At 60.5% G+C, this 21,581-nt stretch carries 13 protein-coding genes; 6 read left to right on the top strand and 7 right to left on the bottom strand.

Translation table 11 applies throughout. From position 1 onward, the window contains the following. Positions 1-81: 81 nt before the first annotated feature. The 4 genes from ligA to HU727_RS21880 form a co-directional block, all read right to left on the bottom strand. Positions 82-2,439 carry an NAD-dependent DNA ligase LigA gene (gene ligA, locus HU727_RS21895; protein WP_186534094.1) on the bottom strand — a complete coding sequence of 786 codons (2,358 nt, stop codon included), beginning with the start codon at positions 2,437-2,439 and terminating at the stop codon, positions 82-84. A gap of 180 nt (positions 2,440-2,619) precedes the next feature. Continuing rightward, positions 2,620-3,483, bottom strand: a complete 864-nt coding sequence (gene zipA / locus HU727_RS21890) for a cell division protein ZipA (protein ID WP_186534095.1) — start codon at positions 3,481-3,483, stop codon at positions 2,620-2,622. 260 nt (positions 3,484-3,743) lie between these two features. Then, complete coding sequence (gene smc, locus HU727_RS21885; protein WP_186534096.1) at positions 3,744-7,232, bottom strand: chromosome segregation protein SMC; 3,489 nt, start codon at positions 7,230-7,232, stop codon at positions 3,744-3,746. A 2-nt stretch (positions 7,233-7,234) separates the two neighbouring features. Continuing rightward, a complete protein-coding gene (locus HU727_RS21880; protein ID WP_186534097.1) occupies positions 7,235-7,894 on the bottom strand; it encodes a GntR family transcriptional regulator in 660 nt (219 codons plus the stop codon). Positions 7,895-8,174: 280 nt separating this feature from the next. Between HU727_RS21880 and xdhA the strand changes: the two genes are divergently transcribed. The 4 genes from xdhA (at position 8,175) to guaD (ending at position 14,314) form a co-directional block, all read left to right on the top strand. Further along, entirely contained in the window at positions 8,175-9,629 is a 1,455-nt protein-coding gene (gene xdhA, locus HU727_RS21875; RefSeq protein WP_186534098.1) for a xanthine dehydrogenase small subunit, read from the top strand. Beyond that, positions 9,622-12,021, top strand: a complete 2,400-nt coding sequence (xdhB, locus tag HU727_RS21870; RefSeq protein ID WP_186534099.1) for a xanthine dehydrogenase molybdopterin binding subunit — start codon at positions 9,622-9,624, stop codon at positions 12,019-12,021. The genes xdhA and xdhB overlap by 8 nt, the downstream gene beginning before the upstream one ends. Positions 12,022-12,138: 117 nt before the next feature. Beyond that, complete coding sequence (gene xdhC / locus HU727_RS21865) at positions 12,139-12,996, top strand: xanthine dehydrogenase accessory protein XdhC (protein ID WP_186534100.1); 858 nt, start codon at positions 12,139-12,141, stop codon at positions 12,994-12,996. A 13-nt stretch (positions 12,997-13,009) separates the two neighbouring features. Continuing rightward, positions 13,010-14,314, top strand: coding sequence for a guanine deaminase (gene guaD, locus HU727_RS21860; RefSeq protein WP_186534101.1), 1,305 nt, complete (start codon positions 13,010-13,012; stop codon positions 14,312-14,314). A gap of 112 nt (positions 14,315-14,426) precedes the next feature. Here guaD and HU727_RS21855 read toward each other — a convergent pair whose 3' ends face one another. Continuing rightward, on the bottom strand, positions 14,427-15,191 hold the full coding sequence (locus tag HU727_RS21855; protein WP_186534102.1) for a GntR family transcriptional regulator: 765 nt from the start codon (positions 15,189-15,191) through the stop codon (positions 14,427-14,429). A gap of 357 nt (positions 15,192-15,548) precedes the next feature. On the opposite strand from HU727_RS21855, the gene HU727_RS21850 reads away from it, so the two are divergent. After that, complete coding sequence (locus tag HU727_RS21850; protein WP_186534103.1) at positions 15,549-16,739, top strand: benzoate/H(+) symporter BenE family transporter; 1,191 nt, start codon at positions 15,549-15,551, stop codon at positions 16,737-16,739. A 241-nt stretch (positions 16,740-16,980) separates the two neighbouring features. Here HU727_RS21850 and HU727_RS21845 read toward each other — a convergent pair whose 3' ends face one another. Further along, complete coding sequence (locus HU727_RS21845) at positions 16,981-17,325, bottom strand: YggL family protein (RefSeq protein ID WP_007916365.1); 345 nt, start codon at positions 17,323-17,325, stop codon at positions 16,981-16,983. Between the two features lie 234 nt (positions 17,326-17,559). Between HU727_RS21845 and dacB the strand changes: the two genes are divergently transcribed. Then, complete coding sequence (dacB, locus tag HU727_RS21840) at positions 17,560-19,020, top strand: D-alanyl-D-alanine carboxypeptidase/D-alanyl-D-alanine endopeptidase (protein ID WP_186534104.1); 1,461 nt, start codon at positions 17,560-17,562, stop codon at positions 19,018-19,020. 132 nt (positions 19,021-19,152) lie between these two features. Here the strand turns inward: dacB and HU727_RS21835 are convergent, their stop codons facing one another. Next, positions 19,153-21,537 carry a sensor domain-containing diguanylate cyclase gene (locus HU727_RS21835; RefSeq protein ID WP_186534105.1) on the bottom strand — a complete coding sequence of 795 codons (2,385 nt, stop codon included), beginning with the start codon at positions 21,535-21,537 and terminating at the stop codon, positions 19,153-19,155. Positions 21,538-21,581: the final 44 nt, after the last annotated feature.

The raw sequence follows: 21,581 nt of genomic DNA, 5'->3' as shown, positions 1-21,581 counted from the left end.
CGTCCGGGGCGGCATTCCCACGCAGAGCGTGGGAACGATCAGCATCGTGCAGGAACTGCCGAAGGCTGCGATCTTTTGATCTTAAACGGAGATGCCGTGGGTCTTGAGGAAGGCGATGAACGCCTCTTCATCCATCACTTTCACGCCCAGCTCGTTGGCCTTGGTCAGTTTCGATCCGGCACCCGGCCCAGCCACCACGCAATGGGTTTTCGCCGAGACGGAGCCGGCCACTTTCGCCCCCAGGCTTTCGAGGTGATCTTTAGCCACATCACGGCTCATCAACTCGACCTTGCCGGTCAGCACCCAGGTTTCCCCGGACAACGGCAGGCCTTCAACGACTTTCTTCTCGCTCTGCCAATGCATGCCGAAATCACGCAGTTGCTGCTCGGCCTGCTCGGCGAGTTGGCGATGCTCAGGCACGGCGAAGAACTCGCGCACCGAGTTGGCCTGCTTCTCGGGCAACGCCTGACGCATATCCAGCCAGTCAGCGTTCATCACTGCCTCGAGCGAACCAAACCTGTCCGCCAGTTTCTGCGCACCACCTGGGCCGACATAGGGAATGTGCAGTTTGTCGAGCAAGCCGCCCAGCGTGGTGCTGGCGGCGAACTCTGCGCCGAGTTCGCCCTGATCCTGAATCTGCAAACCGTGGCCCAGCAATTCAATGATCACTTGCTGGTTATGCGCATCCTCGAAGAAGCTGTGAATCTCGTGCGCAACTTCAAGCCCGACGTCCGGCAGGTAGGTCAGTACGTGCGGCAATGCCTGCCGCACGCGCTCCAGCGAACCCAGCGAGCGCGCTAGCACTTTCGCCGTTTCTTCACCTACATCCGGAATCCCCAGGGCATAAATGAAGCGCGCAAGTCCCGGTTGCTTGCTGTCCTCGATGGCCTTCAGAAGCTTGTTGCTGGACACCTCGGCAAAGCCTTCCAGATCGACGATGTCCTCGAACTTCAGCGCATACAGATCGGCAGGCGAGTTGACCAGACCTTCGTCGACCAGTTGTTCGACGCTCTTGTCGCCCAGACCTTCGATGTCCATCGCGCGGCGCGAGACAAAGTGAATGATCGCCTGCTTCAGTTGCGCGCCACAGGCCAGTCGCCCGACGCAGCGATACACCGCGCCTTCACTGATGGTTTCCTTGCCCTTGCTGCGCTTGATCAACTGCGTGCGCTCGACGTGCGAGCCGCACACCGGGCAGCTTTCAGGAATGGCAACCGGACGCGCGTTATCAGGGCGGCGCTCGGTGACCACTTGCACCACTTGCGGGATGACATCACCGGCGCGGCGGATGATCACCGTGTCGCCAATCATCAGGCCCAGACGCGCCACTTCGTCCATGTTGTGCAGTGTGGCGTTGGCCACGGTGACGCCGGCCACTTTCACCGGTTTCAAACGGGCCACCGGCGTAACGGCACCGGTGCGGCCGACCTGGAATTCAACGTCCAGCAGTTCGGTCAACTCTTCCATCGCCGGGAATTTATGCGCGATTGCCCAGCGCGGTTCGCGGGCACGAAAGCCCAGCTCGCGCTGGTCGGCAATGCTGTTGACCTTGAATACCACGCCGTCGATTTCGTAGCTGAGCGAGCTTCGGCGCTCACCGATATCGCGGTAGTACTCAAGGCACTCGTCGATGCCTTTGGCCAGCTTCAGCTCATGACTGATCGGCATGCCCCACTTCTGCAACTGCTTGAGGTTAGCGATGTGCGTGTCGGCAATGTCGTGGGAGACCTGACCGATGCCGTAGCAACAGAATTCCAGCGGGCGATTGGCGGTGATTTTCGAGTCGAGCTGGCGCAGGCTGCCGGCGGCGGCGTTGCGCGGGTTGGCGAAGGTCTTGCCACCGACTTCCAGTTGCGTGGCGTTGAGACGCTCGAACCCGGCCTTGGACATGAACACTTCGCCGCGCACTTCCAGCGTCGCAGGCCAACCCTCGCCGTGCAGTTTCAGCGGAATGTTGCGCACGGTACGCACGTTGACGCTGATGTCTTCGCCGGTAGTGCCATCGCCACGGGTAGCGCCGCGCACCAGCAGACCGTCCTGATACAGCAAGCTGACCGCCAGGCCATCGAGCTTCGGCTCGCAGCTGTATTCCACTGCCGTGCCGCCACCGAACAGATCGCCGGCCGGCACATCGAGACCTTCGCTGACACGCCGATCAAACTCGCGCATGTCGGATTCTTCGAAGGCGTTGCCGAGGCTGAGCATCGGGATTTCGTGGCGCACTTGGGTGAACGCCGTCAGCGCCATGCTGCCGACGCGCTGGGTCGGCGAATCGCTGGTGATCAGTTCCGGGTTGGCCGCTTCCAGTGCCTTGAGCTCGTGGAACAACCGGTCGTACTCGGCGTCCGGAATGCTCGGCTCATTGAGGACGTGATAACGATAGTTGTGCTGATCGAGTTCAGCGCGAAGCTCTAGGATGCGGGTTTCGGCGGCGGTCATGGGTGTTCTCTCATAAAGCAAAAGAGCAGCCGAGGCTGCTCAATCTTCTAATCAAATCGCTCAAGGCTGTAGACCTTGTGGCGAGGGAGCTTGCTCCCGCTCGGTGGCGAAGCCGCCGCAAATTTGGGGCCGCTTCGCAACCCAGCGGGAGCAAGCTCCCTCGCCACAACTGTTCTTGCCTTAACGCTTCTGGGTCAGGGCGCGGCGTTCGAATTCGACGATGCGCTGACGGTAGTGCTCAATCGTCTGCGCGGTCAGGACGCTGCGCTGGTCATCTTTCAATTCGCCGTTCAGTTCCTGGGACAACTTGCGGGCTGCCGCCACCATCACGTCGAAAGCCTGCTTGGGATGACGCGGGCCTGGCAGACCGAGGAAGAAACTCACCGCCGGGGTACTGAAATGGTCGATGTCGTCCAGATCGAAGATGCCCGGCTTGACCGCGTTGGCCATGGAGAACAGCACTTCACCGTTGCCGGCCATGCTTTCGTGACGGTGGAAGATGTCCATCTCGCCGAAACGCAGACCGCTTTCCAGAATGTTTTGCAGCAGCGCCGGGCCCTTGAAGCCGGCCGGGTCGCGACAGATCACGCTGATCACCAGGACTTCTTCGGCTTGCGGCTGCTCTTTTTCAGCCACGACCGGCGCAGGCTTGCTGCCTTCGGCGAAATCGTCGTCACGGCTGCTGAAGCTCGGGCCGCCGTCCAGATCAAGGTCGAGGTTAAGGTCGCCCTGCGCCGGCCCGTTGCTGCCGCGCTTGCCACGCTTCGAGCCGGATTCACGCGGTTCGCGGGCTTCGCGGTTCGGCATGCTCACTGACGGCAGATCGTGCTCGTCCAGTTGCGGTTCCTTGTGCGTATCCAGAACCCGGGCCGGGCCCAACAGCTCGGCGCTGGTGTCCTCATCCGGCAGATTGGACAGGCTCCGGTCGAGACGGAATTTCAGCTTTCCCTTGCCGCCGCGCATACGGCGCCAGCCATCGAAAAGAATACCGGCTATCACAATGATGCCGATGACGATCAGCCACTCGCGCAGACCGATTTCCATGTAATCCCGTGCCTCTATAAAAAATGCTGAAAAATAAGGGGTTTACACTGCGTAAACCGCTTTAAAACGTGGCGCCAACTCTATGTTCTGACAGGCGTTTTGCCCACGTATACGAAAAATTGACATTAAACTAGCACGACCAAAGACAACTTTACACCGTCTGTCTCATTTGGCTCGCGCGAATATGTCGATTGGCCATCCAGCCGATGTCAGTAAAAAGTCCACTAGAGCTCCAAAACCCGTTCCGACACCGCACCGACTCAGGCATCCACCATCGCCATCGCCTCCTCGACATCCACGGCCACCAGCCGCGAACAACCCGGCTCATGCATCGTCACGCCCATCAATTGCTCGGCCATTTCCATGGCGATCTTGTTGTGCGTGATATAGATGAACTGCACAGTCTGCGACATCTCTTTGACCAATCGCGCGTAGCGTCCAACGTTAGCGTCATCCAGCGGCGCGTCAACTTCGTCGAGCATGCAGAACGGCGCCGGATTCAATTTGAAGATCGCAAAAACCAATGCAAGCGCGGTCAGGGCTTTTTCCCCGCCGGAGAGCAAATGGATGGTGCTGTTCTTCTTCCCCGGCGGCTGCGCCATGATCGTCACCCCTGTATCGAGTAGATCTTCGCCCGTCAGTTCCAAATACGCGCGCCCGCCACCGAAAACTTTCGGAAAAAGTGCCTGTAATCCGCCGTTGATCTGATCAAAGGTATCCTTGAAACGATTCCGGGTTTCCTTGTCGATCTTGCGAATGACGTTTTCCAGGGTCTCCAGCGCCTCGACCAGATCGGCGTCCTGGGCATCCAGATAACGTTTACGCTCGGATTGTTGCGTGTATTCGTCGATGGCCGCGAGGTTGATCGCGCCCAGGCGCTGAATCCGTGCGTTGATGCGTTCGAGTTCTTCTTCGGCTTCGCGTTCACTGGCTTGCGCCGTCAATGTCGCGAGCACGCCGTTGAGATCGTAGCCGTCTTCGAGCAATTGATCCTGCAAGGCCTTGCGCCGCACGGTCAGGGCTTGCCATTCCATGCGCTGTTGTTCGAGCTGGCCGCGAATCAACTGCGATTGCTGTTCGGCCTGGGTGCGGCGTTTTTCCGCGTCGCGCAGTTCACGATCGGCGTCTTCCAGGGCGATTTGCGCGGTCTTGAGTTCTTCGTCGACGGTCATGCGCTTGTCGAGCAATTCTTCAAGTTTGAGGCGCAGCTCTTCCAGCGGTGCCTCGCCCTCCTCCAGATTCAGACTCAACTGTTCGCGCTTTTCGGTCAGGCGCTCGGCCTGCATTTCCAGCCGCTCAAGTGCCTGACGCGTCGAGTCGTGCTGAGCGCGCAGAGAGCCGAGACGCACGGCCAGTTGATGCGCGTGATCCTTGTGCTGCCGCGCCTCCTGACGCACGCGATCGAGACGTTCGCGCAAGCTGTCACGCTGGGCCAGGAGCAATTCGCGCTGCTCGGTATCAAGCGCCATGGCATCCAGCGCTTCCTGCAATTGCATGCGCGCTTCGCCGACTTGTTCGTGCTCGAGTTCGCGCTGCTCGCCGAGTTCGATCAATTCTTCGTCAAGGCGCGTGCGGCGCAATGTCAGTTGTTCAGCCTTGGCTTTGCCAGCGGACAATTGTGCTTTCAGCTCGCCTTGCTGACGCGCTTCGTCCTGCAATAAACGGCGCAAATGTTCGCGACCGTTTTCCTGCTGACGCTGTTGCGCGCGCAGGGTTTGCAAACGGGTTTCCATGGCCTCGACCGTGGCTTCGCGCTCTTCGCGTTCGAGCTGCAAATCCTCGATTTCCTGGCCCCGGGCGAGCATGCCGCTTTCCGCTTCGCTGGCACGGCGAACGCGCAGAAAATGCCGGCCGACCCAGTAACCATCGCGACTGATCAGGCTTTGGCCTTCGCTCAACTGACCACGCAAGGCCAGGGCCTGCTCAAGGCTGTCGACCGGTTTGACCTGGCCGAGCCACGGCGACAGATCAATCTGCGCCTCGACCTTGTCGAGCAAGCTGCCCGCCACCCGCACGCCATCGCTGGCCGGGCTGAGCAGGCGCAGATCGCCCTGGGCGAAACCGGACAAATCGAAACCGCTGAAATCGTCGACCAGCACCGCTTGCAGGTCGGCGCCGAGTACGGTTTCCACCGCCAGTTCCCAACCCGCCTCGACCTTCAGGCCTTCAGCCAGACGCGGACGCTCGGCGAGGTTGTGCTCACGCAGCCATTCGGCGGTGCCGGTGCCCGGGTCGAGCGCGGCTTGCTGCAAGGCTTCCAGCGAAGCCAGGCGACCGTTGAGGCGCTGCAAATCGCCCTGCGCCTGTTGCTGCGCGGTCAGCGCCTGCTGCAGTTCCTGGCGCAGTTGTTCGAGTTTTTCAACCTGCGCTTCTTCGCTGGTCTGCAAATCTTCGAGCGTGGCCTCGGACTCGGCGAGCTGCTCGTTGAGCGCCATGATCGCCGCGTCTTCCGGGTCGGCCGAGAGCAACGCGCGCTCTTCACCGAGGCGCTTCTGTCGGTCGGCCAGACGCTCCATGCTGCTTTCCAGCTGCTGGATGCGCGACTGCTGGACTTCAGCCTGACGGCGTGGCTCGGCGGCCGTCAGGTTGAAGGTGTCCCACTGCTCCTGCCAGCCGTGCATGGTGGTTTCGGCTTCTTCCAGCGCAGCGGCGGCCTCTTCGGCGGCAGCGCTGGTGACTTCCTGCTCCGGGGTGAGCATGTCCAGCTCTTCGCCCAGGGTCAGCAGCAGGGTTCGGTCGTGCCCAAGGTGCGATTCGGTTTCCAGACGCGCCCGCTCGGCCTCTTTCAGATCGTCCTGCAATTGGCGCAGGCGTTGCTGGCCGTGCTGGATGCTCTGCTCGACGCGGGCGATGTCGCCACCGACCGAATAGAAGCGGCCTTGCACCAGATTGAAGCGCTCGGACAGGTCATGGTGACCGTCGCGCAGGCGTTCAATGGCGGCATCGGCATTGCGCTGCTCGGCGACCAGCGCTTCGAAGCTGATCTCCTGGGTGCCGATGATCGACTCGCGCTGGCCGACCTGCTCGTTGAGGTCCTGCCAGCGCAGGGCCGAGAGTTGCGCCTTGAGCTGACGCTCTTCGGCCTTGAGTTCCTGATACTTCTTGGCCGCTTCGGCCTGGCGATGCAGGCGTTCGAGCTGGCGTTCCAGCTCTTCTCGCAGGTCAGTGAGACGAGCAAGGTTTTCATGGGTGCGACGGATGCGGTTTTCAGTCTCGCGCCGACGCTCCTTGTACTTGGAAATACCCGCCGCTTCTTCAATGAAGTTGCGCAGGTCTTCGGGCTTGGACTCGATCAGCTTGGAAATCATCCCCTGCTCGATGATCGAGTAGCTGCGCGGGCCGAGGCCGGTGCCCAGGAAAATGTCGGTAATGTCGCGACGACGGCATTTGGTGCCGTTGAGGTAATACGTGGTCTGGCTGTCGCGGGTGACTTTGCGGCGAATGGAAATTTCCGCGTAGGCCGCGTATTCGCCCAGCAGCGTGCCGTCAGAGTTGTCGAAGACCAGTTCGATACTGGCCTGACTCACCGGTTTGCGGCTGGTCGAGCCGTTGAAGATGACGTCGGTCATCGACTCGCCGCGCAAGTTCTTCGCCGAACTTTCGCCCATCACCCAGCGCACGGCGTCGATGATGTTCGACTTGCCGCAACCGTTCGGCCCGACGACCGCCGCCATGTTGCTGGGGAAGTTCACCGTGGTCGGGTCGACGAAGGATTTGAACCCCGCCAGTTTGATGCACTTGAGCCGCACGCTTAAGCAACCGTCAGGGCAGACACCACCAGATCGCAGCTGCGCTGGGCGTACGCCGTCAGCACGATGCGGATCTGCGGGAAATCACGGGCAAGCACGGCGGCCAGCAGGCGTTCGAACAGTTCTAGGAATTCGCTCATTTCCGCCTTGCGCTGCTCGAGAGCCAGGAAGTACGCGCGGCTCATGGCCGGTTGCAGGTTCTCGACGGTCTCTTGCAGGTACGGGTTATTGGCGAACGGATAGGCGGCGCGCATCACGGCGAAGCTGTCATCGACAAAGCTGCGAATGTCGCCGCGCTCGTAGCTGGCGGTCAGGCGCTGCTGGATCTGCACGAACGGCGCCATGTCCGACTGCACTTGCCAGCCGTTCGCGACCGAGTTGCCGAGCAGGATGTACAGCTCGCTCATCAGCGTGCAGAGGCTCTGCACCTTGTGCGGCGTCAGCTCGGTGACGTGGGCGCCACGTCGCGGCAGGATCGCGATCAGGTGGCGGCGTTCGAGGATCAGCAAAGCCTCGCGGACCGAACCGCGGCTGACGTTGAGCGCCAGCGTGACTTTCTGTTCCTGGATGCGCTCTCCCGGCTTCATTTCGCCACGAATGATGCGTTCGGCGAGGTGGTGAGCGATTTGCTCGGCGAGGCTGTCCGGCGCCTTGAACGTCATGGTTGTCCTTCAAACTCTATCGATCTGCACAAGCGGCGCAGTGTAGCGCAAATGGACGGTCATGGCGGAGTGCCCACTCAGCGGTTTTTGGCACGAATCGCGCAACTCTGTTTAGAAAAATCCAGAAGATCCCATGAGGGTCAATACTGAATAGACACGCTGTTGATCGACAAAACGGTTTTTCCTGACCCTTAAGTCAGAAAACCATTGACCGAAAAGTCAGACCTGCTAAATTCGGTTCACGTCGGTTAACAACAATAATGAGTCTGCGAGGCCTTCCGTGATCCAGTTTTTACTTAACCAGGAACTCCGTAGCGAGCACGCCCTGGACCCGAATCTGACCGTGCTCAATTACTTGCGTGAACACGTGGGCAAGCCCGGCACCAAAGAAGGTTGCGCCAGCGGCGACTGTGGCGCCTGCACCGTGGTAGTCGGCGAGTTGCAGACGGATGCCGACGGTCGTGAGCACATTCGCTATCGCAGCCTCAATTCGTGCCTGACATTCGTGTCCTCGCTTCACGGCAAACAACTGATCAGCGTTGAAGACCTCAAGCACAAAGGCGAACTGCACAGCGTGCAGAAAGCCATGGTCGAATGCCATGGTTCACAGTGCGGTTTCTGCACCCCCGGTTTCGTCATGTCGCTGTTCGCCCTGCAAAAGAACAGCGATGCGCCGGATCAGGCCAAGGCCCACGAAGCACTGGCCGGCAACCTCTGCCGCTGCACCGGCTACCGCCCTATTCTCGCGGCTGCAGAACAATCCTGCTGCGCCAAACCAGCCGATCAGTTCGACGCCCGCGAAGCCGAAACCATCGCCCGCCTCAAAGCCATCGCGCCAACCGATATCGGCGAACTGAACAGTGGCGACAAGCGCTGTCTGGTGCCGCTGACCGTCGCCGATCTGGCCGACCTCTACGATGCTTATCCGCAAGCCCGCCTGCTGGCCGGCGGCACCGATCTGGCGCTGGAAGTCACGCAGTTCCACCGCACCCTGCCGGTGATGATCTATGTCGGCAACGTTGCCGAAATGAAACGCATCGAAACCTTCGAAGATCGCATCGAAATCGGCGCCGCCACCGCCCTTTCCGACTGCTACGAAGCGTTGAACGCCGAATACCCGGACTTTGGCGAACTGCTGCACCGTTTCGCCTCCCTGCAGATCCGCAATCAGGGCACCCTGGGCGGCAACATCGGCAACGCCTCGCCTATCGGTGACTCGCCACCGCTGCTGATCGCCCTCGGCGCGCGGATTGTGCTGTGCAAAGGCGACACCCGCCGCACCTTGAATCTGGAAGATTACTTCATCGATTACCGCGTCACGGCGCGGCAGGAAAGCGAATTCATCGAGAAGATCATCGTCCCGCGTGCCAGCGCCGAGCAGTTGTTCCGCGCTTATAAAGTGTCGAAGCGGCTGGACGACGACATCTCCGCCGTTTGCGCCGCGTTCAACCTGCGCGTGGAAAACGCGGTGATCACCGACGCGCGCGTGGCGTTCGGCGGTATGGCGGCGATCCCGAAACGCGCCGCCCATTGCGAAGCGGTCTTGCTCGGGCAACCGTTCAACAATGCCGTGATCGAACGCGCCTGCGCCGCGCTGGCTGAAGACTTCACGCCGCTCTCGGACTTCCGTGCCAGCAAGGAATATCGCCTGCTCAGCGCGCAAAACCTGCTGCGCAAATATTTCATCGAACTGCAAACACCGCACATCGAGACTCGGGTGACCGCATATGTCTAACCATCACGCCGTAGAAAAGACCCAGGCTGAACTGGCTGAATTGTTCGCTCAGGACCTGACCACCGGTGTCGGCCGCAGCGTCAAGCACGACAGTGCCGCCAAGCATGTGTCCGGTGAAGCGCAGTACATCGATGATCGCCTGGAATTCCCTAACCAGCTGCACCTCTACGCGCGTCTGTCGGACCGCGCCCACGCGAAAATCCTCAGCATCGACACCCAGCCCTGCTATGCCTTTGAAGGCGTGCGTATCGTCATCACCCACGAAGACGTGCCGGGCCTGAAAGACATCGGCCCACTGATGCCCGGCGATCCGCTGTTGGCCATCGACGACGTGCAGTTTGTGGGTCAACCCGTTCTGGCGGTCGCCGCGAAAGACCTGGAAACCGCACGCAAAGCCGCGATGGCGGCCATCATCGAATACGAAGACCTCGAACCTGTGCTGGATGTTGTCGAAGCCTTGCGCAAACGCCACTTCGTGCTCGACAGCCACACCCATCAGCGCGGCGATTCGGTGTCGGCGCTGGCGACTGCCGAGCACCGCATTCAGGGCACGCTGCACATCGGCGGTCAGGAACACTTTTATCTGGAGACGCAAATCTCCTCGGTGATGCCGACCGAAGACGGCGGCATGATCGTCTACTGCTCGACGCAGAATCCCACTGAAGTGCAGAAACTGGTCGCCGAAGTCCTCGACGTGTCGATGAACAAGATCGTCGTTGATATGCGGCGCATGGGCGGTGGTTTCGGTGGCAAGGAAACCCAGGCCGCCAGCCCGGCGTGCCTGTGCGCGGTGGTTGCGCACCTCACCGGCCAGCCGACCAAGATGCGCTTGCCGCGCGTCGAAGACATGCTGATGACCGGCAAGCGCCATCCGTTCTACGTCGAGTACGACGTCGGCTTCGACAGCACCGGGCGCCTGCACGGGATCAACATGGACCTGGCCGGCAACTGCGGCTGCTCGCCGGACTTGTCCGCGTCGATTGTTGACCGGGCGATGTTCCATTCGGACAACTCGTATTACCTGGGCGATGCGACCATCAACGGTCACCGCTGCAAGACCAACACCGCGTCGAACACTGCTTACCGTGGCTTCGGAGGCCCGCAAGGCATGGTTGCGATCGAGGAAGTGATGGACGCGATTGCGCGCCACCTCAAACTCGATCCGCTGGCGGTGCGCAAGGCCAACTATTACGGCAAGACCGAGCGCAACGTCACCCATTATTACCAGACCGTCGAGCACAACATGCTCGAGGAGATGACCGCCGAACTGGAAGAAAGCAGCCAGTACGCCGAGCGTCGCGAAGCGATCCGCCGCTACAACGCCAACAGCCCGATCCTTAAAAAAGGCCTGGCGCTGACCCCGGTGAAATTCGGCATTTCCTTCACCGCCAGTTTCCTCAATCAGGCCGGCGCGCTGATCCATATCTACACCGACGGCAGTATTCACCTGAACCATGGCGGCACCGAAATGGGCCAGGGCCTGAACACCAAAGTCGCGCAGGTCGTGGCTGAAGTGTTCCAGGTTGAAATCGACCGCGTGCAGATCACCGCGACCAATACCGACAAGGTGCCAAACACCTCGCCAACGGCGGCGTCCAGCGGTGCGGATTTGAACGGCAAGGCGGCGCAGAACGCGGCGCAGACCATCAAGCAACGTCTGGTCGAGTTCGCCGCGCGGCATTACAAGGTCAGCGAAGAAGACGTCGAATTCCGCAATGGTCATGTGCGCGTCCGCGAGCAGATCCTGACGTTCGAAACGCTGGTCCAGCAGGCGTATTTCAATCAGGTCTCGCTGTCGAGCACCGGGTTCTACAAGACCCCGAAAATCTACTACGACCGCAGTCAGGCCCGTGGCCGGCCGTTCTATTATTTCGCCTTCGGTGCGGCGTGCTGCGAAGTGATCGTCGACACCTTGACCGGTGAATACAAGATGCTGCGCACCGACATCCTGCATGACGTCGGCGCCTCGCTGAACCCGTCCATCGACATCGGTCAGGTCGAGGGCGGTTTCGTGCAGGGCATGGGCTGGCTGACCATGGAAGAACTGGTCTGGAACAACAAAGGCAAGCTGATGACCAACGGCCCGGCCAGCTACAAGATCCCGGCCGTGGCGGACATGCCGCTGGACTTGCGAGTGAAGCTGGTTGAAAACCGCAAGAACCCGGAAGACACGGTGTTCCATTCCAAGGCAGTCGGTGAGCCGCCGTTCATGCTGGGCATCGCGGCGTGGTGCGCGATCAAGGATGCGGTGGCGAGCCTGGGCGATTACCAACATCAGCCGAAGATCGATGCGCCGGCCACGCCGGAGCGGGTGTTGTGGGGATGTGAGCAGATGCGCCAGCTTAAAGCGGTGAAAGCCGTGGAAGCTGAAACCGAATTGGCTCCGCTCTAGGACCGAGGCGCGGCCATTCGCGAGCAGGCTCGCTCCCACAGGGGTACGCATTGCCAATGTGGGAGCGAGCTTGCTCGCGAAGAGGTCCGAACAGACAACGAAGATGTCGAGGTGAACATGTACAACTGGATCGACGCCCTCGCCGACCTGCAGAACCAGGGCGAGCCCTGTGTGCTGGTGACGATCATCGAAGAACTCGGCTCGACGCCCCGCAACGCCGGCTCGAAAATGGTCGTCAGCGCCAATCGGCTCTTCGACACCATTGGTGGCGGGCATCTGGAATTCAAAGCCATGCAGATCGCCCGCGACATGCTCGCCAGTGGCCGGCAGGACACGCATCTGGAGCGTTTTAGCCTCGGCGCCAGTCTTGGCCAGTGCTGCGGCGGCGCCACGGTGCTGCTGTTTGAACCGATGGGCCAGGTGCAAGCGCACATCGCCGTATTCGGCGCCGGCCATGTCGGTCGCGCCCTGGTGCCGCTGCTGGCCAGCCTGCCCTGCCGGGTGCGCTGGATCGACTCGCGCGAAGCCGAGTTCCCCGAACACATCCCCCATGGTGTGCGTAAAATTATTGCCGAAGAGCCTGTGGATGAAGTCGATGACTTGCCCGCCGGCAGCTATTGCATCGTCATGACCCATAACCATCAGCTCGATCTGGAGCTGACCGCCGCGATTCTCAAGCGTAACGACTTCACCTGGTTCGGCCTGATCGGCTCGAAAACAAAACGCGCCAAATTCGAGCACCGACTGCGTGATCGCGGTTTCGACGCCAGCGTCGTTCAGCGCATGCGTTGCCCGATGGGCATCGGCGAAGTCAAAGGCAAGCTGCCCGTGGAAATCGCCATTTCCATCGCCGGCGAAATCATCGCCACCTACAACGCCAGTTTCGGCCAGCGCACTGCCAGCGCCGAACCGATTGCCAAACTGCTGCCCGCCTCGCGCCGCAGTCCGGCCACCCAACTCAAAGCCTCAAACTGATTAGAGAACCGTCATGCCTCTGACTCGCAAAGCCTACCGCGCCGCCATCCTGCACAGCATCGCCGACCCCGCCGAAGTCGGGATCGAAGCCTCTTATGAATATTTCGAGGACGGTCTGCTGGTGGTCGACGACGGCAAGATCAGCGCGCTCGGCCACGCCAGCGAACTGTTGCCGACCCTGCCGGCAGATATCGAGATCAATCATTATCAGGATGCGCTGATTACCCCGGGCTTCATCGACACCCATATTCACCTGCCGCAAACCGGCATGGTCGGTGCTTACGGCGAGCAACTGCTCGACTGGCTGAACACTTACACCTTTCCGTGCGAAAGCCAGTTTGGCGACAAAGCCCACGCCGATGAAGTCGCCGATATCTTTATCAAGGAGCTGCTGCGCAACGGCACCACCACGGCGCTGGTGTTCGGCAGCGTTCACCCGCAGTCGGTGAACTCGTTTTTCGAAGCGGCTGAGAAACTCGATCTGCGCATGATCGCCGGCAAGGTGATGATGGACCGCAATGCCCCGGACTACCTGACCGACACTGCCGAGTCGAGCTACGCCGAGAGCAAGGCGCTGATCGAACGCTGGCACGGCAAGGGCCGTCTGCACTACGCGGTCACCCCGCGCTTCGCACCGACCAGCACCCCGGAACAGCTTGCGCTGGCGGGACAGTTGCTCAAGGAATACCCGGATCTGTACATGCAGACCCACATCAGCGAAAACCTCAAGGAAATCGAGTGGGTCAAGGCACTGTTCCCGGAGCGCAAGGGCTACCTGGATGTTTACGATCACTATCAGTTGCTCGGCGAGCGCTCGGTGTTCGCCCACGGCGTGCATTTGTGCGATGACGAATGTGCGCGACTGGCGCAAACCGGCTCGGCCGTTTCGTTCTGCCCGACGTCGAACCTGTTCCTCGGCAGCGGGCTGTTCAACCTACCGATGGCCGAGAAGCACAAGATGAATGTCGGCCTGGGCACGGACGTCGGCGGCGGTACCAGTTTCTCGCTGCTGCAAACGCTGAACGAAGCCTACAAAGTGATGCAGTTGCAGGGCGCGCGGCTGAGCCCGTTCAAATCGTTGTACCTGGCGACACTAGGCGGCGCGCGGGCTCTGCGCCTGGAAGACCGCATCGGCAACCTGCAACCGGGCAGCGACGCCGACTTTCTGGTGCTGGATTACAACGCCACGCCGCTGCTCAGCTACCGCTTGAAACAGGCCAATAACATTGCCGAGACGTTGTTCGTGTTGATGACGCTGGGGGATGACCGGACCGTGGCGCAGACCTATGCGGCGGGTGCGCTGGTGCATCAGCGCTAGGTTTTCACAGGCACAAAAAAATCCCCCGGTACTTTTCAGTCCGGGGGATTTTTATTGCCTGTCAGATTGCTATCGCTGGCAAGCCAGCGATTAGGGTCGACTCGGTATCAGCTCAAAGCTTGGCCGCTGGACGCCCCGGCTTCTTGCTCTGCAACAAATGCGAGAACACCGCATGCAGATCATCCGACGCGCCTTCCTCGTCGAGGTTGAGCTTGCTGTCGATGTGATCCATGTGATGCATCATCAGGTTCACTGCCAATTCGCCGTCGCGCTTTTCGATCGCGTCGATCAACTGCGTGTGTTCATCGTATGAGCAGTGCGAGCGATTGCCGCTTTCATACTGCGCAATGATCAGCGAAGTCTGCGAAACCAGGCTGCGCTGGAAACTGATCAACGGCGCGTTCATCGCCGCTTCCGCCAGTTTCAGGTGAAATTCGCCCGACAGACGAATCCCGGCGCCGCGATCTCCTCGGGAAAAGCTGTCGCGTTCATCGTTGACCATCTGTCGCAGTTCTGCGATTTGCTCGGCGGTGGCGTGCTGCACGGCGAGCTCGGTGATCGCGCGCTCGACCAGGCGACGGGCGAGAAAAACCTGACGCGCCTCTTCAACGCTCGGGCTGGCGACGACGGCGCCACGGTTCGGCCGCAACAGCACAACGCCTTCATGGGCCAGACGCGACAACGCGCGGCGAATGATGGTGCGGCTGACCCCGAAGATTTCCCCCAGCGCTTCTTCGCTCAACTTGGTGCCAGGCGCCAGGCGCTGTTCGAGGATGGCCTCGAAGATATGCGCATAGACAATATCGTCCTGGGTTCCGCTGCGGCCGGCTTTGCCTGCTCGCGGTTGTTTCTTGAGGGGCTGCAACTGTTCGTTCATGGGCACTCGAGTCGGGAAAACTGCGGCGAATAGACCGCGACTGTAATACGGCACAGTAGGTCGCTGGCAAGTATCGCGTAAAAAACAGCGCGATTGTACACAATGAATGGTGGCAACACGACTGTACGGCTGTTTGTAACGTTGGCTGTATTGCAACGGTTCGATAACTTTGAGTTTAGGCTTGTTCGCAGAATCCGCCGAATGACCGTGATCAATGTGGGAGCGAGCCTGCTCGCGAAAGCCATTTCTCATTCTTAATGAATGATGACTGACACACCGCTTTCGCGAGCAGGCTCGCTCCCACGAGGAATTTGTGATGTGGCGGACATCTTCATTGGTATAAGGAACACCGCCGTCATGACCGACGCCATGCACGCCCGACTGCGCCCCCTCTCCGACACTTCGCCCTCGGCCATCGTCGCCGGCTTCATCGCGATGATGACCGGCTACACCAGCTCGCTGGTGCTGATGTTTCAGGCCGGGCAAGCCGCCGGACTGACCAGCGGGCAGATTTCCTCATGGATCTGGGCGATTTCGATCGGCATGGCGGTGTGCTCGATCGGCCTTTCGCTGCGCTATCGCACCCCCATTACCATCGCCTGGTCAACGCCCGGCGCGGCGTTGCTCATCACCAGCCTGGGCGGTGTCAGTTATGGCGAGGCCATTGGCGCCTACATTACCTGTGCGGTACTGGTGACGATTTGCGGTTTGACCGGCAGCTTCGAGCGGCTGGTGAAAAAGATTCCGGCATCGTTGGCCGCTGCTTTACTGGCAGGCATTCTGTTCAAGATCGGCAGCGAAATCTTCGTCGCGGCGCAGCATCGCACCGGGCTGGTGCTGAGCATGTTTTTCACTTACCTGCTGATCAAGCGCCTGTCGCCCCGCTATGCCGTGCTCGCCGCGCTGCTGGTCGGCACTGCTTTGTCAGGCTTTATGGGATTGCTGGATTTCAGCGGCTTTCATCTGGAAGTCGCCACGCCGGTGTGGACCACACCGCACTTTTCGCTGGCGGCAACCATCAGCATCGGCATTCCGCTGTTCGTCGTAGCGATGACGTCGCAGAACATGCCCGGCATCGCCGTGCTGCGCGCCGACGGCTATAACGTCCCCGCTTCGCCATTGATCACCACCACCGGCATCGCATCGCTGTTGCTGGCGCCATTCGGCTCCCACGGCATCAACCTGGCCGCCATCAGCGCCGCGATCTGCACCGGCCCGCATGCCCATGAGGATCGCAACAAGCGTTACACCGCGGCGGTCTGGTGCGGGGTTTTCTACGGAATTGCCGGTGTGTTCGGCGCAACGCTGGCGGCGCTGTTTGCGGCATTGCCCAAGGAGTTGGTGCTGTCGATTGCGGCTTTGGCGCTGTTTGGTTCAATCATCAACGGTTTGAGCATTGCGATGAGTGAAACCAGGGAACGCGAAGCAGCGCTGATCACCTTTATGGTTACGGCATCGGGGTTGACGCTGTTTTCCATTGGTTCGGCATTTTGGGGGATCGTTGCGGGGGTGCTGACGCTGGTGATCCTGAACTGGCGCAAAGCTTAAGATCAAAATCCCCTCACCCTAGCCCTCTCCCAGAGGGAGAGGGAACCGACCGTGGTGTTTGGATGAGGTGCGCTGACATGCGGTACCGAGTCGAACTCGAAGCTTTAAAAGCCCATAAATCGGCTCCCTCTCCTTGGGGAGAGGGCTGGGTGAGGGGCGGATCCACCGCAAGACCGAAACCGTACACCCAAACACCAGACGAAAAAAAACGGCGACCCTCAGGTCGCCGTTTTTTTCAGTATCACTTGGCCGCGTTGATCGGCTTTTCCGGATACCACACGTCCAGCAGCGGGCTGACTTCGTACTTGGTCAGCTCGGAGCGGGTTTTCAGCCAGGCTTCAACGGCAGCGCGCTGCTCTTCGTTGACCGAGCCACGCTTCTGCAGGCACACCAGACCGAAGTCGTCGCCGCCGACATAGCCCAGACCATTGGCTTCCATCGCTTCTTTGATGAATGCTTCGAGGAAAGCGTCAATGGCTTCTTCGGACAAGTCTTCTTTGAAGTCCAGGTTCAGCTCGAAACCCAGCTCTTGAAATTCATCAACGCACAGTTTTTTGCGCAGACGCTGGGAACGGTTAGTCGCCATTGGAACAATCCTCTTAAGTAATAACGGCCGGCACTTTACCAGTTTAAGCCGGCGTTTGCCCGACTCTCTGGCCGCTGTGGCCGACCGCCTGTAAAAAAATAACCCTTCGGCCGTCCCTGACACGGCACAAGCTGTAACAGCTTGGGGCATAATGCCGACACTTTCATGACCACTGAGGACCTTTTCATCCATGTCCTCGTCTTTTTTCCCCTCTTCAGCAGGGTTTTATTTCAGATGATCAAATCGTTGCGTCCACTGTTTCTCGCCGGCCTTCTTCTGCCTCTGGCCCTGCCTGTTTCCGCCGCCACCATCAATACCTCCCTCACCCCGAACGTCGAAAAAGCCCTCAAGGCCAGCAAACTTCAACCCAGCGCACTGTCGTTGGTGATGGTGCCGCTGGACGGTCCGGGCACGCCGACCGTGTTCAACGCCGATGTGTCGGTCAACCCGGCGTCAACCATGAAACTGGTGACCACGTACGCGGCGCTGGAAATGCTCGGCCCCAACCATCAGTGGAAAACCGAGTTCTACACCGATGGCGACCTGAGCGGCGGCATCCTCAATGGCAACCTGTACCTCAAGGGTGGCGGTGACCCGAAGCTGAACATGGAAAAGCTCTGGCTGCTGATGCGTGACTTGCGCGCCAACGGCGTGACCCAGATCACCGGCGACCTGATCCTTGACCGCAACTTCTTCGTCCAGCCGCAATTGCCGGAATTCAACGATGACGGCAACGACGACAACAAGCCGTTTCTGGTCAAACCCGATTCACTGCTGGTTAATCTCAAGGCCTTGCGCTTTGTGGCGCGTAACGACGGTGGCCGCGTACTGATCTCGGTCGAGCCGCCGATTGCCAGCATCCGCATCGAAAACACCGTCAAGGCGCTGCCCTCCAAGCAATGCACCGGTGGCGTGCGCTACAACCCGGTGCCGCAGGCCGATGGCAGCGTGACCGTGACCGTCGGCGGCCAGTTGGGCGAAGGCTGCAGCTCGCAGACTTACCTGTCGCTGCTCGACCATGCGACCTACACCGCTGGTGCCGTGCGGGCGATCTGGAAGGAACTGGGCGGCAGCATTCAGGGCAGGGATCGTCTGGCACCAACCCCGAGCAGCGCCAAACTGCTCGCCCGTGCGTATTCGCCGGATCTGGCCGAGATCATCCGCGACATCAACAAGTACAGTAACAACACCATGGCCCAGCAGCTGTTTCTCAGCCTCGGCCAGCGTTTCCGCAACGAAGCCGACGGTGACGATGCCAGGGCAGCGCAGCGCGTAGTACGCCAATGGCTGGCGAAAAAAGGCATTACCGCGCCGCATCTGGTGATGGAAAACGGTTCAGGCCTGTCCCGCGCCGAGCGCGTCAGCGCCCGTGAAATGGCCAATATGCTGCAAGCAGCGTGGCACAGCCCGTATGCCGCCGAATACATCAGCTCGCTGCCGATTGCCGGCACCGACGGCACCATGCGCAAACGCTTGAAAACCACCGCGATGCGCGGCGAAGCCCACGTCAAGACCGGCACCCTCAACACCGTGCGCGCGATCGCCGGGTTCAGCCGTGACGTGAATGGCAATACCTGGGCGGTGGTGGCGATCCTCAATGACAAGGCGCCGTTCGGTGCGTCGTCGGTACTGGATCAGGTACTGCTGGATCTCTATAAACAGCCGAAACTGCCACAGACTGCTTCGGTGCTGTAAGCGGATTCTGAAAACACCTTCAAACCCTGTGGGAGCGAGCTTGCTCGCGAAGACGTCAGTACAGTCAATATCCATTGACTGTTCGACCGCTTTCGCGAGCAAGCTCGCTCCCACACTGGTTTTGCGCCAGGCTCAGCTCATCTGCCGTTCAACCCGGTCCCGGCCGTTCTGCTTCGCGGCATAAACCCCGGAATCAGCACGCAGCAGCAGTGAATCCGCGCCCTCCCCCGGCCGCCAGCTGGCGATGCCGAAACTGGCCGTGACCACGCCGACCACGTCCACCGGCGCACTGCGCAGGCCCTCCCACAATTCCATCGCCAGCATGTACGCATGTTCGCCGTCGATGTCCGGGCACAGCACCATGAACTCTTCGCCGCCCAGGCGGCAGAACACGTCGGTGCGACGCAGTCGATGGCCAATGCGCTCACACACCGCTTGCAGCACCCGGTCACCGACGGCATGACCGTACTGATCGTTGATGCGTTTGAAGTGGTCGATGTCGAGCATGATCACCGACAGCTCGCCGCCGCCACGCTCGACACGGGCCATTTCGGTGGTCAGGCGCTCCTGGAAATAGCGCCGATTGTGAATCCCGGTCAGCGAGTCGGTCACCGACAGCGCGCGCAGCTCTTCTTCCACGCGCTTGAGGTCGGAAATATCCGATATGTAGCCGTGCCATAGCACGCCGCCGCCCGGCAGCTCTTCGGGCGTCGCTTCGCCGCGCACCCAGCGCAGGCCACGTTCGGGCAGTTGCACGCGGTATTCTTCGCGCCATGGGCTGAGATTCTCGGCAGACTCACGGATCGATGAGCGCACACGAATGACGTCCTGCGGGTGAATACGACTGAAAATCGCCTCGGCGTCGAACAACAGCACGTCCGGCTCCAGCTCATAGATTTCGCGGATGCCGTCGCTGGCATAGATCACGCTGAAACGCCCGTCGAACTCCATCTTGAACTGGTAAATGCCACCGGGAACATGGGCGCTGAGTTTTTTCAATAAAATGTCGCGCGCCGCCAGCACCTCGTGGACGCGCTTGCGCTCGGTGATGTCGATGCAGATCGCCAGATGACCGACCCACAACCCCTGTTCATCGAGCACCGGTGTAGCGAGCATGTTCACCGGCAGATGAGTCCCGTCGCTGCGCACCAGCGTCCATTCGCGCGCTTCATGGCCGCCGACTTCGCCGCCCTCCACCAGCATCGCGTGACAGGTAGGGATGCTTTTGCCGTAACGCGCACTCAACTCGGCCGAGCGCGCCATCAGTTCGCGGGGCAAATGCAGGTTTTCCAGGGTCATGCGCCCGACGACTTCGGCGCTGGTGTATCCCAGCATTTGCTCGGCGCCGGGGTTAAACGTGTTGATCACGCCGCGCAGATCGGTAGCGATGATCGCCACCTGAGTGGCGGCGTTTAACACACCGCGCAGTTGGCCGTGCGTGCCGCGCAATTCCTGCTCTCGCTCGTGCAGCTCCTGAGTGCGCACCTCCACCAGCCGTACCGCGCGCTGGCGCTGGCTGACCAGCACGTAAAGCAACGCGCTGAGCAGCAAGCTGAGCAGCCCACCGAGGATGATCACGCTGCCCACCGATGAATGGTTGGCCCGCATGAACGCTTCGCTCGGCAGAATATCAACCTGATAATCGTGATCGGCCATGCGCAACAGCCGCGTCGCCGCCAGATCCCCGGGCACCGCCTGGTTGCTCGACTCGAACAAAGCTTCGTGCTGGTCCTGGGTCGACAAGTCCAGAATGCGCACCGACAGGTAATCGTGCCGGGCATCGGGCAAACCGTCGGCGAGCAACTGGCGCATGCTGATCACCGCCATCACATAACCGAACGGCTGTGGCTCACCCGCGCGGCTGACCGGCGCCATCAGCAATACTCCACGCGCATAGGCCGGCTCGATCCCGACCAGATGCATCGGTTGCGAAACGGCCAGGCTACCGAGCCGATCGGCGCGTTGCAGGGTTTCGCGGCGCAAGGGTTGAGCGAGCAAGTCGTAACCCAGCGGTGGCGCCAGTCGGCTCTGAGTCTGGGTGTACAGCACCGGCACGTATTCATCGCGAGGCGCCGCCAATTGCAATTCTCCCTTGGCGTCGAGTTCGCGAATGGTAAACGTGCTCAGGCCTTCATCACGCACCCGCTGCTCGAACGCGGCCCGTTGAGCGCCGCTCACTCTTGGGGCATACGTATAGGCTTGCGTGCGCAGCAATAAAGGTCGGGAGTAACCGTCGAATTCGGCGCGAGACACCGATACGGAGTTGGCGAAAAAGCGGCGCAGACCGTCGAGACGTTGCTCCTGGTCCTGAAAACGCTCGGCGATACGGCTGTAACGCTCATTGGCCAGCAGTTGAAAGCGCTGACGCGATTGTTGCTGAAACTGATTGAACGTGCCCAAGGCCAGCAGCCCGGTGAGGATTGCGCCGGCGAGCAATACCAGCAACGCGACCAGCCAGGCCGAGGCGTCTTCGCTGATAAAACCCAGGATTTTCGGGCGCACGGGGTGCAACGGCATAAACACAACTCGCTACGCCAGATTCCCGGGAAAAACCCCATTGG

The organism is Pseudomonas khorasanensis (assembly GCF_014268505.2).
GTDB lineage: Bacteria > Pseudomonadota > Gammaproteobacteria > Pseudomonadales > Pseudomonadaceae > Aquipseudomonas > Aquipseudomonas khorasanensis.
Note: the sequence above shows the minus strand (reverse complement) of the source record. Positions and strands in the feature narration are given on the sequence as shown.

What these genes read in the sequence shown, in the direction of transcription:
- ligA (WP_186534094.1), bottom strand. Translation starts at nt 2,439, where the DNA reads ATGACCGCCGCCGAAACCCGCATCCTAGAGCTTCGCGCTGAACTCGAT.
- zipA (WP_186534095.1), bottom strand. Translation starts at nt 3,483, where the DNA reads ATGGAAATCGGTCTGCGCGAGTGGCTGATCGTCATCGGCATCATTGTG.
- HU727_RS21880 (WP_186534097.1), bottom strand. Translation starts at nt 7,894, where the DNA reads ATGACGTTCAAGGCGCCGGACAGCCTCGCCGAGCAAATCGCTCACCAC.
- xdhB (WP_186534099.1), top strand. Translation starts at nt 9,622, where the DNA reads ATGTCTAACCATCACGCCGTAGAAAAGACCCAGGCTGAACTGGCTGAA.
- xdhC (WP_186534100.1), top strand. Translation starts at nt 12,139, where the DNA reads ATGTACAACTGGATCGACGCCCTCGCCGACCTGCAGAACCAGGGCGAG.
- guaD (WP_186534101.1), top strand. Translation starts at nt 13,010, where the DNA reads ATGCCTCTGACTCGCAAAGCCTACCGCGCCGCCATCCTGCACAGCATC.
- HU727_RS21855 (WP_186534102.1), bottom strand. Translation starts at nt 15,191, where the DNA reads ATGAACGAACAGTTGCAGCCCCTCAAGAAACAACCGCGAGCAGGCAAA.
- HU727_RS21850 (WP_186534103.1), top strand. Translation starts at nt 15,549, where the DNA reads ATGACCGACGCCATGCACGCCCGACTGCGCCCCCTCTCCGACACTTCG.
- HU727_RS21845 (WP_007916365.1), bottom strand. Translation starts at nt 17,325, where the DNA reads ATGGCGACTAACCGTTCCCAGCGTCTGCGCAAAAAACTGTGCGTTGAT.
- dacB (WP_186534104.1), top strand. Translation starts at nt 17,560, where the DNA reads ATGATCAAATCGTTGCGTCCACTGTTTCTCGCCGGCCTTCTTCTGCCT.
- HU727_RS21835 (WP_186534105.1), bottom strand. Translation starts at nt 21,537, where the DNA reads ATGCCGTTGCACCCCGTGCGCCCGAAAATCCTGGGTTTTATCAGCGAA.